Here is a 20,335-nt window from a genome sequence, read left to right on the forward strand (position 1 = left end):
GCTCAATGCCCCCCGCCCACGCCGCCACCCACACTGCCACCCACGGCACCAGGCACCACGAGGCCGGGCACGCGCAGGCGCTTTTCGATGAGCGCCATGACGCGGTTGATGGCAAAGGCCGACACCACGTACAGCGCGGTCACGGCCAGATAAATCTCGACGCCGCGCGAGGTTTCCTCCTGCGCCTGCATGGCAAACATGGTGAGCTCGGCCACCGACACGGCAAAGGCCACCGACGAGTTCTTGAACACGTTCATCGCCTCGCTCGTGAGCGGCGGGATGACGATGCGAAACGCCTGCGGCAGCAGCACGTAGCGATAGGCCTGCCAGGGCGTCAGGCCCAGCGCCTGCGCCGCGTAGCGCTGCCCGCGCGGCAGCGCCTCTATGCCCGCGCGCACCTGCTCGGCCACGCGTGCCGAGGTGAAAAAGCCCAGGCCCAGCACCACGAGCACGAAGCCCGGCACGCCCTTGAGCGCCGGCACGAGCGCGGGCACCACGTGGTACCAGACGAAAATCTGCACGAGCAACGGAATGTTGCGAAACAGCTCGACCCAGGCGTTGCCCAGGCGCACCACGAGCGGGTGCCCCTGCAGCGTGCGCAGCGTGCCGATCACGGTGCCCAGCACCAGCGCGATCAGCAAGGCCAGCAGCGATACCGTCACCGTCCAGCCCCAGGCCGACAACATCCAGTCCAGATAGGTCACGCTGCCGCCGTGGCCGAAGCAGCCGGACACAGGCTCCTGATCCAGCGTGTCCTGGCAAAACACCTGCCATTCCCAATGCATAAGCCCTCCTCACGGGCAGGGTGCGACGCAGGCCGCACAAAAAAGCCCCTCGCATGCACCACCATGCAAGGGGCAGCTGCAGGTGACGCGCTTATTTCTTGAGCGCGTAGTCTTCCATGGGCTTGTCGTTCGGATGCGCCCAGGCTTCTTTGGTGGTTTCGGACAAAGGCAGGCCGATCACGGTGTTGGTCGGCGGGATGGGTTGCATGAACCACTTGTCGTAGAGCTTGGCGAGCGAGCCGTCGGCGATCTGGCGCTTGATGCTGTCATCGACCGCCTTTTTGAAGGCCGGGTCGTCCTTGCGCATCATGCACGCGATGGGCTCGACCGAGAGCACCTCGCCCACGATCTTGAAGTCCTGCGGGTTCTTGGCTTTGGCGATGTTGGCCGCGAGGATGGAGCCGTCCATCACGAAGGCGTCGGCGCGGCCAGATTCGAGCAGCAAAAAGCTGTCGGCGTGGTCTTTGCCATAGACCTCCTTGAAGTCGATGCCGCCGGCGCGCTCGTGCTTGCGCAGCGTCTGCACCGAGGTGGTGCCCGTGGTCGTGGCCACGGTCTTGCCGTTCAAGTCCTTGATCGACTGGATGCCCGAATTCGCCTTGACGGCCATGCGCACCTCTTCGACGTAGGTGGTCACGGCAAAGGCCACGTCTTTTTGGCGCGCACGGTTGTTCGTGGTCGAGCCGCACTCCAGATCGACCGTACCGTTGGTCACGAGCGGGATGCGGTTTTGCGAGGTCACGGGCTGGTATTTGATCTCGAGCTTCTGCAAGCCGAGCTGTTTGCGGATGTCGGCAAGGATGCGCTCGCCCATCTCGGTGTGAAAGCCCACATACTTGCCGTTACCCAGCGTGTACGAAAGGCCCGAGGACTCGCGCACGCCCAGGGTCACGCTGCCCGTGGCCTTGATCTTGGCCAGCGTGTCGTTGGCCTGCGCCAAGGCGCCCTGGCTACCCAGGGCTGCAAACGCCAGCGCCGCGAGGGCAGCTTTGGCAAAAGAACGTTTTTGCATCGCAATCTCCTTGTGAGAAATTTCCTTCGGCGGCTATACCCGGGCGGTACAGCCGAGCAACACGGTAACAGAACAGCACTCAAGCAATTTTCGCACCGTTTTTGGCGCACGCGCGCCCATGCATGGTGCGTACGCGGGATGACGGCGAGGGAGTTCGGTGACTGCCGGAAAGTCCATTGCACTGTCATGGGCGGTGAAGCAGCGGCCAAAATCACTGCCCGCGATGGGCCAGCCCGCACAGATGTGCAGCACCGCCCCTGGCCCATCGGGTCATTTTTGCATCGCCCCCACGAAAGATTTCACCGCCATGCCGCGCCCTTCGCCGTTTCTCTTTGCCTTGCCAAACCCATCGCGGCGGCGGTTCGTCCAGGGGCTGGCCGCGGGCGGGGTGCTGGCAGGCTTCGCGCTCCCAGCGACGCGGGCATCGGCCCAGCCATTCCCCGCAGCGGGTGCAAGCGCCGCGGTGCTGCAGGGCAACGAGTTCCACCTGGTGATTGCCGAATCGCCCGTGAACTTCACCGGCAAGCCCGGCGTGGCGACCACCGTCAATGGCATGCTGCCCGGGCCCACACTGCGCTGGCGCGAGGGCGAGACGGTCACCATCCGGGTGACCAACCAGCTGCGCGAGACGAGCTCCATCCACTGGCACGGCATCATCCTGCCCTACCAGATGGACGGCGTGCCGGGCGTGAGCTTTGGGGGAATAGCTCCGGGCGAGACCTTTACCTACCGCTTCAAGGTGCAGCAAAGCGGCACCTACTGGTACCACTCGCATTCCGGCTTCCAGGAACTGACGGGGCTTTATGGGGCCATCATCATCGACCCCGCCGGGCCACAGACCCTGCGCGCAGACCGCGACCATGTGGTGCTGCTGTCGGACTGGACGGACGAAGACCCGATGCGCGTCTTCATGAAGCTCAAAACCGAGAGCGACTACTACAACGTCCACCGGCCCACCGCGGCGGACTTTGTTCGCGATGTCTCGCGTGAGGGCTTCTCGGCAGCACTCGACAAGCGCCGCATGTGGAACCAGATGCGCATGAGCCCCTCCGACCTGGCCGACCTGTCTGCGCAAACCTTGACCTACCTGTGCAACGGCAGCACCCCCGCGGGCAACTGGACCGGCCTGTTTCGCCCCGGCGAGCGCGTGCGGCTGCGCTTCATCAACGGTGCCGGCCACACCTTTTACGACGTGCGCATCCCGGGCCTCAAACTCAAGGTCGTGCAGGTGGACGGGGTCGATGTGGAGCCGGTCACGGTGGATGAATTTCGCTTCGGCCCCGGCGAGACCTGCGACGTGCTGGTCGCGCCGCGCGATGACGCCTACACCGTGTTCGCGCAGTCCATGGACCGCACGGGCTATGCCCGCGGTACGCTGGCCGTGTGCGCCGGCCTGAGCGCCCCCGTGCCGCCGCTGGACGAACCCCAGTGGCTGTCGATGGCCGACATGATGGGGATGGAGCACGGCTCCGCAGGTGCGCCGGGCCACGGCGCTACGCCCGCCATACAGCACACGCATGGAATGGAGCATGGCCAACATGCGAAGCACGATCATGCGATGCCGGGCACGGCGGCTGCCGCCCCCCTCGCTGTGCCCAGCACCACGGTACGCCATGCCCGCACCGAATATGGCCCGAGCACCGACATGCGCGTGGACATGCCGCGCACCGCGCTCGACGACCCCGGCGTCGGGCTGCGCAACAACGGCAGGCGCGTGCTCACACTGGCCGACCTGCACACTCTGGGCGGCCCGTTGGACCCGCGCGGCCCCGGGCGCGAAATCGAATTGCACCTGACCGGCAACATGGAGCGCTACACCTGGTCGATCGACGGGCTCAGTTTCGGCGACTCCCGGCCCGTGCACTTCCGGCATGGCGAGCGCCTGCGCGTGATCCTGCACAACGACACGATGATGACGCACCCCATGCACCTGCACGGCATGTGGAGCGAGCTGGAAAGCCCCGACGGGCGCTTTCTGGCACGCCGCCACACGCTGCCGGTGCAGCCGGCCCAGCGCGTCAGCCTGCTCGTCACAGCCGATGCGCTGGGGCGCTGGGTCTGGCACTGCCACCTGATGTTCCACATGGACGCGGGCATGTTCCGCGAGGTCGTGGTGTCCTGAGCACGGCCCGACCCACAGCGCATCGACCATGAAAACCACCCCCCTTCCCCTACTCACCCTGGCACTGGCGGCCTGGGCGGCGCTCCCCGCGCAAGCCCAGTCGCTCAGCGCTCAGGCGCAAGACCATGCGGCGCACCATCATGGCAGCGACGACAACGCCGCGCCGCCCCCGCAAGCACCCGCCGCCACGCCAGCGGCCGCCGACACCCCTCTGCACACGGGGCATGACGCCCCCCTCACCACCCCCACCCAGCCAGTTCCCGGAGGCATGGCTCCCATGGAGCATGGCGATGCCGGCGGTCAAGACGGCACGACCCCGCGCGATGTCCGCGACCCCAACGCCTACTCCGATGGGCTGGTGCGGGGCGCGGGCATCCATGCAATCCCCGGCGTTTCCCCGCTGCGCCTGGCCGACGAGCACCGCTTCGGTGCGCTGGTGCTCGACCGCCTGGAGCGCGCCCACACGCGCGGCGGCGACAATGCCACCGCCTACGACCTGCAGGCGTGGTTCGGGCGCGACTTCGACAAAGCCGTGCTCAAGGCCGAGGGCGAGGCCGCCGGCGGCACACTGCACGAGGCGCGCACCGAGCTGCTCTGGGGCCACGCCATCACGCCGTACTGGGACGCCCAGCTGGGTGTGCGCTACGACGCAGGCACCGGCCCCGACCGCGGCTGGCTGGCCTTTGGCGTCCAGGGACTGGCGCCGTACTGGTTCGAAGTCGAGGCGACCGCCTACCTTGGTGACGGCGGGCGCAGCGCGCTGCGGCTTGCGGCAAGCTACGACCTGCTGCTGACGCAAAAGCTCATCCTGCAGCCGCGCGGCGAGGCGCAGTTCTACGGCAAGAACGATCCGGCGCGCACCATCGGCAGCGGCCTGTCCCACGCCACCCTCGGCCTGCGCCTGCGCTACGAATTCAGCCGCCAACTCGCCCCGTACCTCGGATTGGAACGCGCCGGCAGCTTCGGCCGCACAGCCGACTACCTGCGCACCGAAGGTGCGCGCGCACAGCAAACGCGCTGGCTGGCCGGTGTTCGATTCTGGTTTTAGCTATGGAAAGGCAGGCAAGCCATGCACCAAACTGACGACAACAAACAAACGAACCTGCCGCGGCGCCGCACCCTGCTCGCGGCTGCGCTCACGCTGGCGCTGGCGGCACCGGGCATCGCGCGGAGCCGGCAACTGGCCCAGGTGTGGAAGGATCCGACCTGCGGATGCTGCAAGGACTGGATTGCGCACCTGCAAGCAGCCGGCTTCGAAGTGCAGGCCTCAGACACCGGCAACGCGGCAGCGCGCGCACGGCTGGGCATCCCGCAGAAGTATGGCTCGTGCCACACGGCACTGATCGGTGGCTACGCCATCGAAGGCCATGTGCCCGCCACGGACATTCAGCGCCTGCTGCGCGCAGCCCCCCGGGCCATCGGCCTCGCGGCGCCGGGCATGCCGGTCGGCTCGCCCGGCATGGATGGCCCGGCCTATGGCGGACGCAAGGACGCCTACGAGGTGCTGTTGATCGGGCTGGACGGCACAAGCACGATCTACCGGTCGTACCGCTGAACAAGCACCCACCCGCGATGCGGCTTCATGCGCCACTGACGCCTGCAGAACACACGAAGGCGGTGGCGGTGCCGTGCGGCCGTTTCCCGCCTCCGGGTTTTCGCGGTGCCTCCCAGGCTTTCACACCGGCCCACTCACCTGCTGCGCCTGCAAATGGCTCCACAACGCCTGCGCGCGGCTTCGCTCGGCGTCCTTGCCCGCGGGCCTGGCGCGGTAGGCGCGCACGGAAAGGTGCAATTGCAGCGCCTCGCACGCCTGCGCATCGGCGGGCAGCGCGCTCACGAGCTGCTGGGCGCGCAATGCTTCGCGCACCGCACTGTGGGGCAAAAAGGCCAGCCCGTGCCCTTCGAGCGCCATGGCCTTGAGGCCCTCGGCCATGTCGGTTTCATAGACGCGCTCGAGCTGACCCGCGATGCCCGCCTGCTTGAGCAGCAGCTCGGCCAAATGCCCGAGGTAAGCGCCAGGCGCATAGCCGAGAAAAGGCAGCAGCCGCGACGACTGGCCCGCCTGGCGCGCGCGCGCAGGCAAGCGAAACAGCGGCCGTCCTTGGGCGTCGGGCTTGCTGTAGGGCGCCAGAAGCTCCTCGCCGAGCTGCACCATTTCGTAGCGCTCGGTGTCGAGCTGAAAGGGCAGCGCCGGATGGTGGTAGGCGATCAGCAGGTCGCAGCCACCTTCGACGAGGCGCAACACCGCGTCGTGCACGTTGAGCGCCGCCAGGCGGCTCTTGAACGGGCCGAATTCGGCATGCAGGCGCGACACCCAGGCCGGGAAAAACGTGAAAGCCAGCGTGTGCGGCACCGCGAACGCGACCACGTCCTGCCCCGCCGCAGCCTGCGCACGCAGCATGGCGCGCGTGCCCTGCAGCGCCTGCAGCCATTCGAGCGCCTGCGCGTACAGCGTCTGGCCCGCGGGCGTCAGGCGCAGCGGGTACGCGCTGCGATCGACGAGGTCAGTACCGGCCCAGGCCTCGAGCGCCTGGATGCGGCGCGAAAACGCCGGCTGCGTCACATGCCGCAGCTGCGCCGAGCGGCTGAAGCTGCGCGTTTCGGCCAGGCTGACGAAGTCTTCGAGCCACTTGGTTTCCATCGGGGCATTATCGCGAGCAGCGCGGCCGCGCCGTCAGCACTGCTGATAGTGGTAGCGGCAGGCGATCACGACCAGCGCCGAATTGCCCACCCAGCAACAAGTCTAGCGATGATGTAATCGAATTTTGCTATCATGGCGTTACATCTTTTTTATTGTTTGGCACACCACTGCGGGAGGAGTAAATGTTGCAAGACTTGGACATCATCAAAGCCTACTACACCATGTTCGGCAGAGCGCCAGAAAAGGAAGGGTTCGACTACTGGAAGAGTGAAGCTGCCCAACACGGCTGGTCTCTTTCCGACTTGGTGAACACATTTTTGCAACTGCCGGTAGTGCAAGAAGCTGGTTACCCCCTCACCCAGTCCGCAGATGGTTACGTGACCAATTTGTATGCCACCCTATTTGGAAAGACTCCAGATGACAACGGCTACTGGGCCGGTCAGCTCAATAATGGCGTCTCCAAAGGAGACCTTTTATCCACGATGGTGCAGGCCGCCCTCGGCACACCAGATGGTACGCTGGGCAAAGACAACATCATCAACAAGCTTGCATTCAGCCAGTACGTGGTGTCGATCCAGCAGACCAACAACATCAGCCTCGACCCCAGCTTACTCAAGGAGTGGACTGAGTCCGTGAACGATTTGACTGAATCGGTAGCCACGGCAATCAAGGGCATTTACGACAAGTCTGGCGCCACACTCAACCTGTTTCCCAATGGAACCATACCTTCTGGATCCAGTGACATGCAATTGTCAGCAGCCATCCTGAGCGAGCTGAATATCTTCAAAACCGATTTGTACGAAATAATTCTGGGTAGTGGCAGCCAGGATGGCAATACTGGCGGTTCCTCCGGTAGCAGTGAACTTCTGGCCAGTGACATGGAGGAACTGACCAGCCTAGTCACCATGAACACCAACGGCGGCATATTATCCACGGAATCGCTGCGCGAGGCCACCTTGAAAGACTTGGCAAATGATGCATATTATTACGAGCTCTTCAATCCATCTAATTATTGGGGCCACGAAGATGGGATTTTTGCTGCCGAGGAAATCGGCGCACCTAGCGCCAACATTCAAAATTTTGTCGCCACCACGGAAAACCTTGAGTCTATTTACTACGGCACCGCCATCAAGGCTCTTAAAGCAATTGATATGGATGAAGCGATGCAAATCGGCAATTTCATCCAGGCCAATGCGGCGGCTCTGGAAGCGGGCAACCAGACTGTGCTCGACCAATACATTGCCTTGATGGTTTCGGTTTTTAGGGACCCGGCCGCAGTACCCCTTTTTACCGATCAGCAAATAGCGGATTCGACAGCAATGGGTACGGCCATGGCTGCACAATTGGTTGGCAGTGGCGACACTCCTGCGCTCTTCGATGGCATGCTCATGGCTTTCATGTGAAACAGCGCTCGCCCCCAGCGCTCGAGGCCACCGTCCCAACTCATCGCCATTGACAATCCATCGATAGTGGTGGTGGTTAGTGGTAGTGGCAGGCGATCACGACCAGCGGCCGCGCATCCACGCAATACACCAACCTGTGGGTGTCATCGATGCGGCGCGACCAAAAGCCTGCGAGGTTTTCTTTGAGCGGTTCGGGCTTGCCTATGCCTGCGAAGGGATGGCGCAAGCAGTCCTTGATCAAGGCGTTGATGCGCCTCAAGGTTTTGCGATCCTGGAGCTGCCAATATTCGTAACCCTCCCAAGCGGCGAGCGTCCAGGTCAGTTTGCTGAGCGTTTGCTCAATCGGCATCAGCCAAGTCCCGCTGCGTGACCCGACCCTGGCGGTACTGCTCGATCGAGCGCGCCAGATGCGCGGCGTTGGCCGGCGACTTCAGCAGGTGCACCGTTTCCATGAGGCTATTGAAGGTGTCGAGCGACATCAGCACCGCATCGGGCGCATCGCGGCGCACGATGACCGTGTAGTCGGCATCGTCTATGACTTGATCGATCACGTTTTTGAGGCCGTTGCGCGCCTCGGAGAAATTCACCACCCGCATTGCGACGGCTCCTTGACTTGTGCTGCTTATGCACAAGTCTAGAGGATCGCGCGCTAGGAGCCTGTCGGACTTTGGGCGTCGAAAGCGAGAATGTGCCCCAGCGAGACCAGTTCTTGCCGGATTCGCCGCCCCATAGCGGGACTATGGGGCAAGAAGCCGGTAAAAAATGGGCCGCTGCGGCGCATTCGCAGCCGACGATTCCAAAGTCCGACAGGCTCCTAGATCGCAAGGCGGATGCGCATCACGCCCCGCGCGCCGCATCGCCGCTTTGCTGCAGCGCCCACATGCGCGCGTAGGTGCCGCCGTGCGCGAGCAAGGCGGCGTGCGTGCCGCGCTCGACGATGCGGCCGGCTTCGAGCACGAGGATTTCGTGCGCATCGACCACCGTGGAGAGGCGGTGCGCGATCAGCAGCGTGGTCTTGCCCTGCGCGGCGCTGCGCAGCTCGGCCTGGATCGCGCGCTCGTTGGCCGAGTCGAGCGCCGAGGTGGCCTCGTCGAAGATCAAAATGGGCGGGTTCTTGAGCAGCGTGCGCGCGATCGCCACGCGCTGCTTTTCGCCGCCCGAGAGCTTGAGCCCGCGCTCGCCCACCAGCGTGGCGTAGCCCTTGGGCGTGGAAGCGATGAAGTCGTGGATGTGCGCGGCGCGCGCGGCCGCCTCGACCTCGGCCTGGCTCGCGCCCGGGCGGCCGTAGGCGATGTTGTAGGCGATGGTGTCGTTGAACAGCACCGTGTCCTGCGGCACGATGCCCAGCGCGCGGCGCAGGCTCTCCTGCGTGACGCTGCGGATGTCCTGCCCGGCGATGGTGACGCGCCCCTGCTGCACGTCGTAAAAGCGAAACAGCAGCCGCGCGAGCGTCGATTTGCCCGCGCCCGAGGGGCCGACCACGGCCACCGTCTTGCCCGCCGGGATCTCGAAGCTCAGGCCGCGCAAAATGGGCCGCTCGGGTTCGTAGGCAAAGTGCACGCCCTCGAAGCGCACCGTCGGGTGCTCGAGTCCCGTCAGCGGCGGCGCGCCGGGCGCGTCGGCCACTTCCTGCGGCCGGTCCATGAGCGCGAACATGCGGTCCACGTCGGTCAGGCCCTGCTTGATCTCGCGGTAGATCACGCCGAGGAAGTTCAACGGGATGTATAGCTGAATCATGAAGCCGTTGACCATCACCAGGTCGCCCAGCGTCATGCGCCCCGCGACCACGCCCTGGGTGGCGCGCCAGAGCATCACCACGAGCGCCGTGGCGATGATGAGCTGCTGGCCCGTGTTGAGCAGCGACAGCGTGCTCTGGCTCTTGAGGCGCGCGCGGCGCAGGCGCTCCAGGCTCTCGTCGTAGCGGCGCGCCTCGAACTCCTCGTTGTTGAAATATTTGACGGTCTCGTAGTTCAGCAGCGCATCGACGGCCTTGGTGTGCGCGGCGGAGTCGGACTCATTGGCCTGGCGGCGAAACTGCGTGCGCCACTCGGTCACGCGCACCGTAAAGACGATGTAGAGCAGCAGCGCCGCGAGCGTGATCCAGGCAAAGCCCGCATCGAACTTCACGGCCAGCACGCCGAGCACGAGCAGCACCTCGATGAGCGTGGCGAAGATATTGAACAGCGTGAACGAGACCAGCGACTCGATCGCACGCACGCCGCGCTCGATGTCGCGCGACATGCCGCCCGTCTGGCGTTCGAGGTGAAAGCGCAGGCTCAGCGCGTGCAGGTGGCGGAAGGTCTGCAGCGCGATGCTGCGCGCCGCGCCTTGCGTGGCCTTGGCAAACACCAGCTCGCGCAGCTCGGTGAAGAGCGAGGTGCACAGCCTGAGGCCGCCATAGGCCAGCAGCAGGCCCACGGGCACGACGAGCAGCGCCGCCGGGTCGCCAGGGCGCACGTTGAGCGCATCCACGAGCGTCTTGAGCAGCACCGGCACGCCCACGTTGGCGAGCTTGGCGCCGACCATGAAGGCGATAGCCGCGAGCACGCGCCACTTGTATTGCCACAGATACGGTAGCAGCCGCCGCAGCGTGGCCCAGTCGGAGTGGGCCGAGGCTGGCGCGGGAAGAGAAGGGACAGGTTCACCGTGGCGGCGCATGGGCGACAATCAAAGACAAAACCGGAGATTGTGCCCATGTCCACCACCACCGACGCCACCACACCCCCACCCGTCACGCTGCCCACCGACAAGGAGCTCGTGCTCAAGGTCATCCCCATGCCGGCCGACTGCAACGCCAATGGCGACATCTTCGGCGGCTGGGTGATGTCGCAGGTGGACTTGGCCGGCTCGGTGCTGCCCGCGCGCTACGCGCAGGGCCGCATGGCGACCGTGGCGGTGAATGAATTCATCTTCAAGCAGCCGGTTCGCGTGGGCGACGTGCTCTCGTTTTTTGCGGGCATCGCGCACGTGGGCCATACCTCGATCACCGTGGAAGTCGAGGTCTATGCCGAGCAGCTCGCCAGGCAGGGCAATTATGTGAAGGTCACGCAGGCGCGGCTCACCTACGTGGCCATAGACGACGCAGGCCGCCCACGCCCCGTGGTGCGCAGGCAAGTGGCGGCCTGAGAAGGTGCAAACAAGCCCGACAGGCTGCTAAGCCGCGAGCGGCACGGCCGGCAATCTGCAGCCGGGCTGCGAGGCCGACTTCCTGGTACTCAACCCCGCCGCCAAGCCCATGCTCACGCGCAAGACGGCGCAGGCCGGCAGTCTGGACGAACTGCTGTTCGCGTTGATCGTGCCGGGGGATGACCGGGCCGTGGAGCAGTATTTCGTGGCGGGGGTGAGGGCATATCGCCCCGTGGGCCTCATCGACAATTGGGGCTGAATGGGGACTGAATGAGTATTGCCAGAGGTTTGTTTACGCGGCGATACCCACAATGACCAAAGGCACAGAAGGCACGCCGCGTCCATTGCGGATGACGTTGTATAACTCCCCCTCGAAATATCCTGGGCCTGAGGACATTTGTGCTTGCAGAGATTTCATCGGAAGAATCTCTATGCCCACGTCAATCTGGTCGCGCACATAAAAAGCCAGGTGCTTGACAAAAAGATCATAGGCGACGAAGGCATATTTGCCGAACTGCACCTCGATGGCAACACGACTCTTGACGAAGTCGGTCTGATTGTAACTCATGATGGGCGTTTTACCCGTTCTGGCAATAATCGCCTTTTGCTCTTCCGGCGGCAAGGTCAGCGTCTGCCGGATCAATCTCTCATCATCGGTAACCCAGTAAGTGACGCGACTCTCTTGCCACTCCTTGCTGCCAAGTTTTTCATGAAACGCTTTGTTCATGTCGATGGGGCTGTATTTCGTTTGCCCCTTCATACGTGACTCTTTGCTTACTTTGGTTTTGCAAAGGTCTGCCTCGATGTCTTCTATGACCTCTTTGATTTCCTGCCAAAGATGTGCTTTATGGACGAGCAGATATTCGAGGCCATTGAGGTGCGAGTAGGTTTGCACAATTTTCATGAGGTCTCCTCGAAGCGCTTGCTCGGTTCTTCGAGAAGGGATTGTTGTTGCGAATTTTCTGGCGCGGCCGCCTGCCAGAAATTCGTGGTGAGCGCTTTGCCGGCGTCGGCTGGGTCGTAGATGGGGGTGTGCATGGGCCGCACGGGAAGCGTGCCGTGCATGGCTTGCAGAACGCGGGTGCGAGCGATACTGGCGTATTCTGGCATTTTCTCGGCCCCACAACCCTTGCGACCTCGCAATATGGCTGAAACCATCGTCGTGCCGACCCCAAGAAAGGGATCCAGCACCCAGTCCCCCTTGTCTGTCAAAGAAAGTACCAATCGGTCGACGAGTTCCACGGGAAACTGGCAGGGGTGAATGGTTTTTTCCACGTGGTTATTTTTTACATTCGGAATAATCCACACGTCACCGGGATTTTTTCCGAGGGGATTCCCCGAAAGCTGTCCTGCCTTTGGGCCCTTGAAGTGCTTTTTCCCAGGGTATTTTTGCGGCACGCGAATGGCGTCGAGATTGAATTTGTAATTGTCGCCTTTGGTGAACCATAGAATGGTTTCATGGCGGCCTGAAAGGCGCTTGCTGCAGTGCAGCCCATGCTCGAAATGCCAAATGATGCGATTACGCAATTTAAGACCATGTTGCGTAAAAAGTGGATACATCACGATATCCAGCGGGACGACCTCGCCATGCGCAACAAAATTTCCGACCTGCCAGCAAATGCTGCCGCCAGGCGCCAGGACGCGGGCACACTCGGCAATGACGAGCGCTTGCCATTCCAGATAGCGATCCAGATGCACTTGTCTTTCATAGGCCTTGCCAAGGTTGTAAGGCGGCGAGGTGACGACGAGCTGCATGGACTCGTTGGGAATGGTGCTGAGGAATTGCTCGCATGCCCCTTCGAAAATGACGGCGCGCGCTCCAGGGTCGAAGCGTGCGGCGATGGATGAAGGTTCATGGCTGTCCATGAAAACCTCATTGGCTGTTGGGAACATCATCCGTTGCCACGCACAGTATTTTTACCGCCCGCCTCACACCGTCCCGCCAACGGTCAGCCCATCTATGCGCAGCGTGGGCTGGCCCACGCCCACAGGCACGCTCTGGCCCTCTTTGCCGCAGGTGCCCACACCCGTGTCCAGGCGCAGGTCGTTACCGATCAGGCGCACGCGCTGCAGGCATTCGGGGCCGCTGCCTATGATGGTTGCGCCCTTGACGGGGTAGAGCACCTTGCCTTTTTCGACCCAGTAGGCTTCGCTGGCCGAGAACACGAATTTGCCCGAGGTGATGTCCACCTGCCCGCCGCCGAAGTTGGTCGCGTACAGGCCGCGCTCCAGGCTCGCGACGATTTCGGCCGGCTCCTTGTCGCCGGCGAGCATGTAGGTGTTGGTCATGCGTGGCATGGGGATGTGCGCGTAGCTCTCGCGCCGGCCGTTGCCCGTGGCGGGCACGCCCATGAGGCGCGCGTTGAGCGCGTCCTGCAGGTAGCCGCGCAGGATGCCGTCCTCGATCAGCACATTGCGCTGGCTCACGTGGCCCTCGTCGTCGATGTTGAGCGAGCCGCGCCGCGCCGCGATGGTGCCGTCGTCGAGCACGGTGACGCCCGGCGCCGCCACGCGCTCGCCGATGCGGCCGCTGAAGGCGCTCGCGCCTTTGCGGTTGAAGTCGCCCTCGAGCCCGTGGCCCACGGCCTCGTGCAGCAGGATGCCGGGCCAGCCGGGGCCCAGCACCACGCTCATCTCGCCCGCGGGCGCCGGACGCGCGTCCAGGTTCACGAGCGCGCCGTGCACGGCCTGATCGACGTATTCGGAGATCAAGGCATCGTCGAAGTACGCGAGCCCGAAGCGCCCGCCGCCGCCGGCCGAGCCCATTTCGCGCCGGCCTTTTTGCTCGGCGATCACCGTGAGCGACAGGCGCACGAGCGGGCGCACGTCGGCCGCGAGCGTGCCGTCGGCGCGCGCCACCAGCACCACGTCGTACTCGCTCGCCAGGCCCGCCATGACCTGCACGATGCGCGGGTCCTTGGCGCGTGCGCGCTGCTCCACGGTTTCGAGCAGCGCCACCTTGGCCGTGCTGTCCAGCGTGGCGATGGGGTCGGTGGCGGCGTAGAGGTTGCGGCTGGATGCTATCTTTTGCGTAGCTACGCGCGCACGCCCTGCCTTGCCAGAGGCCGAAATCGTGCGCACGGTGTGTGCGGCGTCGAGCAGCGCCGCCGCGGAGATGTCGTCGGAGTAGGCGAAGGCGGTTTTCTCGCCGCTCACGGCGCGCACACCCACGCCCTGGTCTATGCTGAAGGAGCCGGTTTTGACGATGCCTTCTTCGAGGCTCCAGCCCTCGCTGCGCGTGTATTGGAAATACAGGTCGGCGTCGTCCACGCGGTGCGCGCGGATTTCGGCCAGCGCGTGGCTGAGGTGGCTTTCGTCGAGGCCGAAAGGCGCGAGCAGCAGGGCGCGCGCGATGTCCAGGCGTTCGGCGGTCGAGGCGCGCCGTGGCGCGGCAGAGGTAGTGTGGGACGTCATGCGCTGATTTTAGAGAGCGTAGGCGCTTGCTGCTGCGCGCGCGCCACCGACATCAGAATGCCCAGCGCCAGCCCCAGCGTGACCATGGCCGTGCCGCCGTAGCTGATGAAAGGCAGCGGCACGCCCACCACGGGCAGGATGCCGCTGACCATGCCCGTGTTGACGAAGGCGTAGGCGAAGAAAATCATCGCCACGGCGCAGGCCATCAGGCGCCCGAACAAGGTGTTGGCGCGCAGCGCGATCGCCAGGCCGCGCCACACCAGCAGCACGAAGCAGGTGATCAGCACCAGGTTGCCCGCGAGGCCGAACTCCTCGGAAAACGCGGCAAAGATGAAGTCCGTGGTGCGCTCGGGGATGAATTCGAGGTGCGTCTGCGTGCCCGCCATGAAGCCCTTGCCCCAAAAACCACCCGAGCCTATGGCGATCATGCCCTGGATGATGTGAAAGCCCTTGCCCAGCGGGTCGCGCGTGGGGTCCAGCAGCGTGCAGATGCGCTGCTGCTGGTAGTCGTGCAGCAGCGGCCAGCGCACGCCCTCGGCGCACAGTGTGGGCTGGTACCAGACGATCAGCACCACGGCCATGGCGCCCAGCAGCACCGGCGGCAGCACCAGCTTCCAAGGCAGGCCGGCAAAGAAAATCACCGACAGCCCCGCGGCCAGCACCAGCAGCGCCGTGCCCAGGTCGGGCTGCTTCATGATCAGGCCCACGGGCACGGCCAGCAGCAGCGCGGCCACGCCGAAGTCGAGCGCGCGCAACTGGCCCTCGCGCTTTTGGAACCACCAGGCGAGCATCATGGGCATGGCGATCTTGAGCAGCTCGCTCGGCTGGATCACGACCACGCCGAGGTCCAGCCAGCGCTGCGCCCCTTTCTTGGTCAGACCGAACAGGGCCACGGCCACGAGCAGCGCCACCCCGATTGCGTACAGCGGCACCGCCAGCGCCATGATTTTTTGCGGCGGCACCTGCGCCACGACGAACAAAATCAGCGCCGCGAGCAGCATGTTGCGCCCATGGTCAATGAAGCGCGTGCCATGGTCGTAACCCGAGGAATACATCGCCAGCAACCCCAGGCCCGCGAGCACGGCCACCAGCAAGAGCATGGGCAGGTCGAAGCCGCGCAGCAGCATCAGCGCGCGCTGCGCCAGGGAGGGTTTGTCGATCACGGCAGCCATGGCGCGATTATCCGCGGCGGCCCACAATAAGTGCCCAAGCCGGCGTTGATGCCGCGCGGCGCTTGAGACCATTGCATTCGCTCTGGACTTACGCAAACAAGGATGCAGCGAGGTGTTTTGCCATGGGGCGAATGCCTTGCCTCGTCCCGATTTGCGTAAGCCTTGTCGCTTTTACTTCGGGGCCCACACCATGCCAACCACGCACCTGCTCTACCTGCACGGCTTTCGCTCCTCGCCGCAATCGGCCAAGGCCAGTTTGCTGGCCACATACCTTGCGCGCCACCACCCCGAGGTGCATTGGTGGTGCCCGCAGCTGCCGCCCTCGCCGCGCGCTGCGATGGAGTTGGTACGCCAGGGCATCGCCGACTGGCCGCAGGCCCGCATGGCCGTGGTGGGCTCCTCGCTCGGCGGTTACTACGCAAGCTGGGTGGCGCAGCAATCGCGCTGCGCGAGCGTGCTGCTGAACCCGGCCGTCGATCCGGCGCGCGACCTGGTCCGCTACATCGGTGAACAAAGCGCCTGGCACGACCCGAGCCAGCATTTTTATTTCCGCCCCGAATACGTCGAGGAGCTGCGCGCGCTCGACACGCGCGGCCTGCCGCCCGCGGGGCCCGAGCTCGCCATCATCGCCAAAGGCGACGAGCTGCTCGACTGGCGCGAGATGGTGGGCCGTTATCCACAGGCCAAGCTGCTGCTGCTCGAAGACAGCGACCACGGGCTCAGCGACTTTGCCGAGCATTTGCCCGCGGTGCTGGAGTTTCTGGGCCTCGCAGGCGGCGCGCGCTGATGGCGGCGGATGCCATGCGGCTCAGCGCGCGGTGCTCTGCGCGGGGTTCTCGCTGCGCTGCCAGCGTGCGTAGTCTGCCGGGTAGGCAATGCGGTAGCGCAGCTCCTGCGCCGCCGCCACGTCGCTGCGTCCGAGTACGCGTGCGCTCACGATCAGGGGCTCGATCACGCGCGGCTCGGGTGAAAAGTGCAGCAGGCTTTGCGCGAGCGCGAACACCTGCGCCGCGTTCGCAGGCGTGATCGCCGTGAGCGGCATGCTCGTGAGCAGCGCGAAATCGACCGAGTCGGCAAAAAACAGGGTGTCAGAGACTTTGGCGATGGTGTTGTCGCGCAGCGCGGGCGTGCGCTCGGACACGGGGCGGTAGATCTGGCTCACGCGCCAGTAGTCCCAGCCCACGTAGGCGCCCAGCCCCAAAATACCCGCCAAAACCAGTGCAACGCCATATCGCACGAGCGTAAAGCGCTCCCAAAACAGAGGCAAACCGCGCCACAGCAGCGCCACGGCAAAAAGCGTCGCGAGCTGAAACGGCCCGTACCACAGCGGAAACTCCACCAGGCTGTGCAGCCCCACGAGCGCAAGCACGCCCCAGGCGAGCTGGCGCGCGGGAGTGGTCTCGCGCCAGGGGCGCGCGCGCCAGACCCAGGCCAGCACGGCCACGCAGACCAGCAGCGCCACGGGCACACCCAGCTCCACGGCAAGGTGCAGCGGCAGGTCGTGCGCGTTGTCGAGCAGCAGGCAAAAGCGCGTGCCGGGGAACAGCGTCATGTAGTGCGCGTAGTCGAGCTCGCCCCAGCCCCAGCCCGTCCAAGGTTTTTGCGCGATCAGGTACAGCACGTTGGACCAGAGCACGCGCCGGCTCACGCACGCCCGCCCCTCGCCGCCAAAGCGCAAAAACAGGTCTTCGGCCTGAAAACCCGTCCACTGCAGCAGCAAGCCCGGCAGCAGCCAGGCCCACGCCAGATACAAAATCAGCCCCGCCACCGCCAGAGCGAGCGCCAGCCGCCCCATGCTGCGCCGCCACAGCACGAGCAGCGCCACGATCACGAGCCACTGCAGCGCGCCGGTGCGCGAAGTGGTTGCTGCGCTGGCCAGCGCAATCCAGGCAAGCGACCACGCGAGCAGCACGCCAGCGAATGGCAAAAGCCAATTTCGCGTTCCCAGCGACGCAGGGCCTGGCCTCAGCTGCGCCTGCGCCTGCGCGACGAGCCACAGCAGCGCCCACGCGCCCAGCGCGAGCAGCGTGGCCTGCTGGTTGCGTTGGCGCAGGTTGCCTATGGCCTGGCCGGGCGTGGAAGGCTGTACCCAGGGCGCGAGGCCCACATCGCCCCAGAAATACTGCACCAGCCCGACGCCGCCGGCCAAGATGGCCGCAAACACCAGCCCCAGCGCGAATTGCGTGGCAAAAAATTCCGTCCCGTCGCGTCCGATGCCGGGGCCCGCGCGCCGCCGCGCCGCTGCGCGCGCGCCCGCGAGCGCCGCAAGCAACAACATGCAGGCCCACGCGCCCAGCACCGGCCAGAAGTTGCTCAGCGGCGGCGCCGTGTACGAAAACACGAAAGGCCAGGCCACGGCGAGCAGGGCGAGCGGCGCGGCGATGGCATCAAGGGGCATGGCGGGGGCAAGTGCGCTATGGAAGACGCATGGAGCGTGAGCCGCCGATCATAGGCGCATGGGACAATCCGCAGGATGTACGCATTGTTTGAAGAGGCCGGCAAATTCCTCACCGGCCGCATCCTTTCCGAAGCCGAAAACTCCGCGCAGGTCGAGCTCGAATCGGGCAAGCGCGTGAAGGTCAAGGCGGCGAACCTGCTGCTGCGCTTTGCCCAGCCCGAGCCCGCACAACTGCTCGCGCAGGCGCAAGACGTGGCGCAGGGCATAGAGCTGGACCTGGCCTGGGAGTTCGCGCCCGAGGGCGAATTCGGCTTTGCCGAGCTGGCGCGCGAGTATTTCTCGGCGAACGCGCCGCTGGCCGAGCAAGTCGGCATGCTCTTGCGTCTGCACGAGGCGCCGCATTACTTCCGGCGCGCGGGCAAGGGCCGCTTCAAAAAGGCGCCGCCCGAGGTACTGCAGCAGGCGCTCGCCGCGCTCGAGAAGAAAAAGCAGCAGCAGCAGCAAATCGCCGACTGGGCGCAGGAGCTCGCTGCGGGCCGCTGCCCCGCGCCCATCCGCGCGCAGCTCTACAAAATCCTGTTCAAGCCCGACAAGAACGCACCCGAATACAAGGCCGTGGTCGAAGCCAGCCGCGCCACGCACACCGCGGCGCTCGCGCTGCTGCAAAAGGCCGGCGCGATCGACTCGGCCTACCAGTTCCACTGGCAGCGCTTTTTGTTCGAGGACTTCCCGCAGGGCACGGCCTTCCCGCCGCTGCCCGTGCCGCCGCCGCCCGAGGACTTGCCGCTCGCGCCCGTGCAGGCGTATTCGATCGACGACTCGCACACCACCGAGATCGACGACGCGCTCTCGCTGCAGGGCCTGGGCACGGGCACCGTGGTGCTGGGCATCCACATCGCGGCGCCGGGGCTGGGCCTGGCACCGGGCAGCGCGCTCGACCAGGTGGGGCGCCGGCGCCTGTCCACCGTGTATATGCCGGGCTACAAGATCACCATGCTGCCCGAAGACGTGGTGCAGGCGTACACGCTCGAAGCCGGGCGCGCAAACCCTGCGGTGTCGCTGTACGTGACCATCGACGAAGCCACGCTCGAAATCCGCGCGAGCGAAACGCGCCTGGAGCGCGTGCCCGTGGCGCACAACCTGCGCCACGACCAGCTCGACCACATCGTCACCGAAGCCTGGCTCAGTGACCCCACAGTTCAATACGAAAACACGCCTGAACCCTTGATAGAACTGCGCGAGCAGCTCACCTTTTTATACCGCCTCGCGCTCGCCCTCAAAGCGCGGCGCGAGGTGGTGCGTGGCAAGCCCGAGAACTTCACGCGGCCCGACTACAGCTTTCGCCTCGTGGGCAACGACGGCGCCGAGCCCACGGGCAGCGAACAGGTGCAGATCAGCGTGCGCCGGCGCGGCGCGCCGCTGGACTTGATCGTGGCCGAGGCCGCCATCGTCGCCAACAGCCGCTGGGGCGCGTGGCTGGCCGAGCTGGGCGTGCCCGGCATCTACCGCAGCCAGGCCAGCATGGCGCCGGGCGTGAAGGTGCGCATGGGCACCAAGGCGCTGCCGCACGCGGGTATTGGCGTGCCGTGCTACGCCTGGAGCACCTCGCCGCTGCGCCGCTACACCGACCTCGTGAACCAGTGGCAGATCATCGCTTGCGCGCGCCACGGCCGCACCGCCGCGCTCGCCGCACCCTTCAAGCCCAAGGACGCCGAGCTGTTTGCCATCCTCAGCAGCTTTGACGCCGCTTACGGTAGCTACAACGCCTACCAGGCCAGCATGGAGCGCTACTGGACGCTGCGTTATCTGCAGCAAAACGGCATCACCGAGCTCACCGCCACGGTGCTCAAAGAAGGGCCGCAGGGCGACGCGCTGGTGCGCGCCGACAGCCTGCCGCTGGTCTTTGGCGTGCTCGGCGCGCAAGGGCTGCCGCGCGGCGCGCAGGTGCGCGTACAGCTCGGCGCGATCGACGAATTCACGCTCGATGTGCGCGGCACTGTGCTCGAACGCCTGGACACCGGCACGCCGCCTGCCGCCGACGCGCAGCTCGACCTCGACGAGGGCGGCGAAGAAGGCCAGGAGGCAGCCGCGGGCCCGATCACCATCGCCGTCGATGTGGCAGACGACACAGGCGATGCGGCTGATGTGACCAATGCGGCTGACGCAGCGCAGGAGGCCGCGCCGCGCGCCGAGGCCGATCCCACCCAGGCCGCAACTGCCCCCATCACGCCTGTTCACGCAGCCACCGAATAGAGGCCGCAC

General features: G+C 65.2%; 18 protein-coding genes and 1 pseudogene. 8 read left to right on the forward strand and 11 right to left on the reverse strand.

Features of this window, described 5'->3' with window-relative positions; translation table 11 throughout:
• Positions 1-2: 2 nt before the first annotated feature.
• Entirely contained in the window at positions 3-785 is a 783-nt protein-coding gene (locus FK527_RS04530) for an amino acid ABC transporter permease (protein ID WP_144730368.1), read from the reverse strand.
• Positions 786-876: 91 nt separating this feature from the next.
• Positions 877-1,797, reverse strand: a complete 921-nt coding sequence (locus tag FK527_RS04535) for an amino acid ABC transporter substrate-binding protein (RefSeq protein WP_144730371.1) — start codon at positions 1,795-1,797, stop codon at positions 877-879.
• Positions 1,798-2,104: 307 nt separating this feature from the next.
• Between FK527_RS04535 and FK527_RS04540 the strand changes: the two genes are divergently transcribed.
• From FK527_RS04540 to FK527_RS04550, 3 genes are read left to right on the forward strand one after another with little or no spacing between them, the layout of a single operon-like run.
• Positions 2,105-3,919 carry a copper resistance system multicopper oxidase gene (locus tag FK527_RS04540; RefSeq protein WP_144730374.1) on the forward strand — a complete coding sequence of 605 codons (1,815 nt, stop codon included), beginning with the start codon at positions 2,105-2,107 and terminating at the stop codon, positions 3,917-3,919.
• A gap of 28 nt (positions 3,920-3,947) precedes the next feature.
• Positions 3,948-4,967 (forward strand): copper resistance protein B, encoded by a 1,020-nt coding sequence (locus FK527_RS04545; protein WP_144730377.1) that lies wholly within the window; start codon positions 3,948-3,950, stop codon positions 4,965-4,967.
• Positions 4,968-4,988: 21 nt separating this feature from the next.
• On the forward strand, positions 4,989-5,474 hold the full coding sequence (locus FK527_RS04550) for a DUF411 domain-containing protein (protein ID WP_144730380.1): 486 nt from the start codon (positions 4,989-4,991) through the stop codon (positions 5,472-5,474).
• 120 nt (positions 5,475-5,594) lie between these two features.
• Here FK527_RS04550 and FK527_RS04555 read toward each other — a convergent pair whose 3' ends face one another.
• A complete protein-coding gene (locus FK527_RS04555) occupies positions 5,595-6,560 on the reverse strand; it encodes a LysR family transcriptional regulator (protein WP_144730383.1) in 966 nt (321 codons plus the stop codon).
• A 194-nt stretch (positions 6,561-6,754) separates the two neighbouring features.
• On the opposite strand from FK527_RS04555, the gene FK527_RS04560 reads away from it, so the two are divergent.
• Positions 6,755-7,963, forward strand: a complete 1,209-nt coding sequence (locus tag FK527_RS04560) for a DUF4214 domain-containing protein (protein WP_186298382.1) — start codon at positions 6,755-6,757, stop codon at positions 7,961-7,963.
• 76 nt (positions 7,964-8,039) lie between these two features.
• Here FK527_RS04560 and FK527_RS04565 read toward each other — a convergent pair whose 3' ends face one another.
• The 3 genes from FK527_RS04565 to FK527_RS04575 all read right to left on the reverse strand — a co-directional run bounded on the left by FK527_RS04565 (position 8,040) and on the right by FK527_RS04575 (position 10,621).
• Positions 8,040-8,312, reverse strand: a complete 273-nt coding sequence (locus FK527_RS04565; protein ID WP_144730389.1) for a Txe/YoeB family addiction module toxin — start codon at positions 8,310-8,312, stop codon at positions 8,040-8,042.
• The gene (locus tag FK527_RS04570) at positions 8,302-8,559 is read right to left on the reverse strand and encodes a type II toxin-antitoxin system Phd/YefM family antitoxin (protein WP_144730393.1); all 258 of its coding nucleotides are present in this window, start codon (positions 8,557-8,559) and stop codon (positions 8,302-8,304) included. The genes FK527_RS04565 and FK527_RS04570 overlap by 11 nt, the downstream gene beginning before the upstream one ends.
• A gap of 241 nt (positions 8,560-8,800) precedes the next feature.
• A complete protein-coding gene (locus FK527_RS04575; protein WP_144730396.1) occupies positions 8,801-10,621 on the reverse strand; it encodes an ABCB family ABC transporter ATP-binding protein/permease in 1,821 nt (606 codons plus the stop codon).
• A gap of 36 nt (positions 10,622-10,657) precedes the next feature.
• Between FK527_RS04575 and FK527_RS04580 the strand changes: the two genes are divergently transcribed.
• Together FK527_RS04580 and FK527_RS04585 are read left to right on the forward strand one after the other, a co-directional pair.
• Complete coding sequence (locus FK527_RS04580; RefSeq protein ID WP_144730399.1) at positions 10,658-11,089, forward strand: acyl-CoA thioesterase; 432 nt, start codon at positions 10,658-10,660, stop codon at positions 11,087-11,089.
• Positions 11,090-11,129: 40 nt separating this feature from the next.
• Positions 11,130-11,348 (forward strand): annotated as a pseudogene (locus FK527_RS04585) (hypothetical protein); the annotation flags it as partial.
• 33 nt (positions 11,349-11,381) lie between these two features.
• On the opposite strand, the gene FK527_RS04590 reads toward FK527_RS04585, so the two are convergent.
• The 4 genes from FK527_RS04590 to rodA form a co-directional block, all read right to left on the reverse strand.
• Positions 11,382-11,993 carry a BglII/BstYI family type II restriction endonuclease gene (locus FK527_RS04590; protein WP_144730403.1) on the reverse strand — a complete coding sequence of 204 codons (612 nt, stop codon included), beginning with the start codon at positions 11,991-11,993 and terminating at the stop codon, positions 11,382-11,384.
• A complete protein-coding gene (locus FK527_RS04595) occupies positions 11,990-12,955 on the reverse strand; it encodes a DNA-methyltransferase (protein ID WP_144730406.1) in 966 nt (321 codons plus the stop codon). Before FK527_RS04595 ends, FK527_RS04590 begins: the two co-directional genes overlap by 4 nt.
• 63 nt (positions 12,956-13,018) lie before the next feature.
• On the reverse strand, positions 13,019-14,503 hold the full coding sequence (gene tldD / locus FK527_RS04600; RefSeq protein WP_144730409.1) for a metalloprotease TldD: 1,485 nt from the start codon (positions 14,501-14,503) through the stop codon (positions 13,019-13,021).
• Positions 14,500-15,675: a rod shape-determining protein RodA gene (rodA, locus tag FK527_RS04605; RefSeq protein WP_144730412.1), complete on the reverse strand. Its 1,176-nt coding sequence runs from the start codon at positions 15,673-15,675 to the stop codon at positions 14,500-14,502. Before rodA ends, tldD begins: the two co-directional genes overlap by 4 nt.
• A gap of 190 nt (positions 15,676-15,865) precedes the next feature.
• Between rodA and FK527_RS04610 the strand changes: the two genes are divergently transcribed.
• Complete coding sequence (locus FK527_RS04610) at positions 15,866-16,462, forward strand: YqiA/YcfP family alpha/beta fold hydrolase (protein WP_144730415.1); 597 nt, start codon at positions 15,866-15,868, stop codon at positions 16,460-16,462.
• Positions 16,463-16,483: 21 nt separating this feature from the next.
• Here FK527_RS04610 and FK527_RS04615 read toward each other — a convergent pair whose 3' ends face one another.
• Positions 16,484-18,073, reverse strand: a complete 1,590-nt coding sequence (locus tag FK527_RS04615; protein WP_144730418.1) for a PglL family O-oligosaccharyltransferase — start codon at positions 18,071-18,073, stop codon at positions 16,484-16,486.
• 75 nt (positions 18,074-18,148) lie between these two features.
• Between FK527_RS04615 and FK527_RS04620 the strand changes: the two genes are divergently transcribed.
• Entirely contained in the window at positions 18,149-20,326 is a 2,178-nt protein-coding gene (locus tag FK527_RS04620; RefSeq protein ID WP_144730421.1) for a ribonuclease catalytic domain-containing protein, read from the forward strand.
• Positions 20,327-20,335: the final 9 nt, after the last annotated feature.

The organism is Extensimonas perlucida, assembly GCF_007655255.1.
Lineage (GTDB): Bacteria > Pseudomonadota > Gammaproteobacteria > Burkholderiales > Burkholderiaceae_C > Extensimonas > Extensimonas perlucida.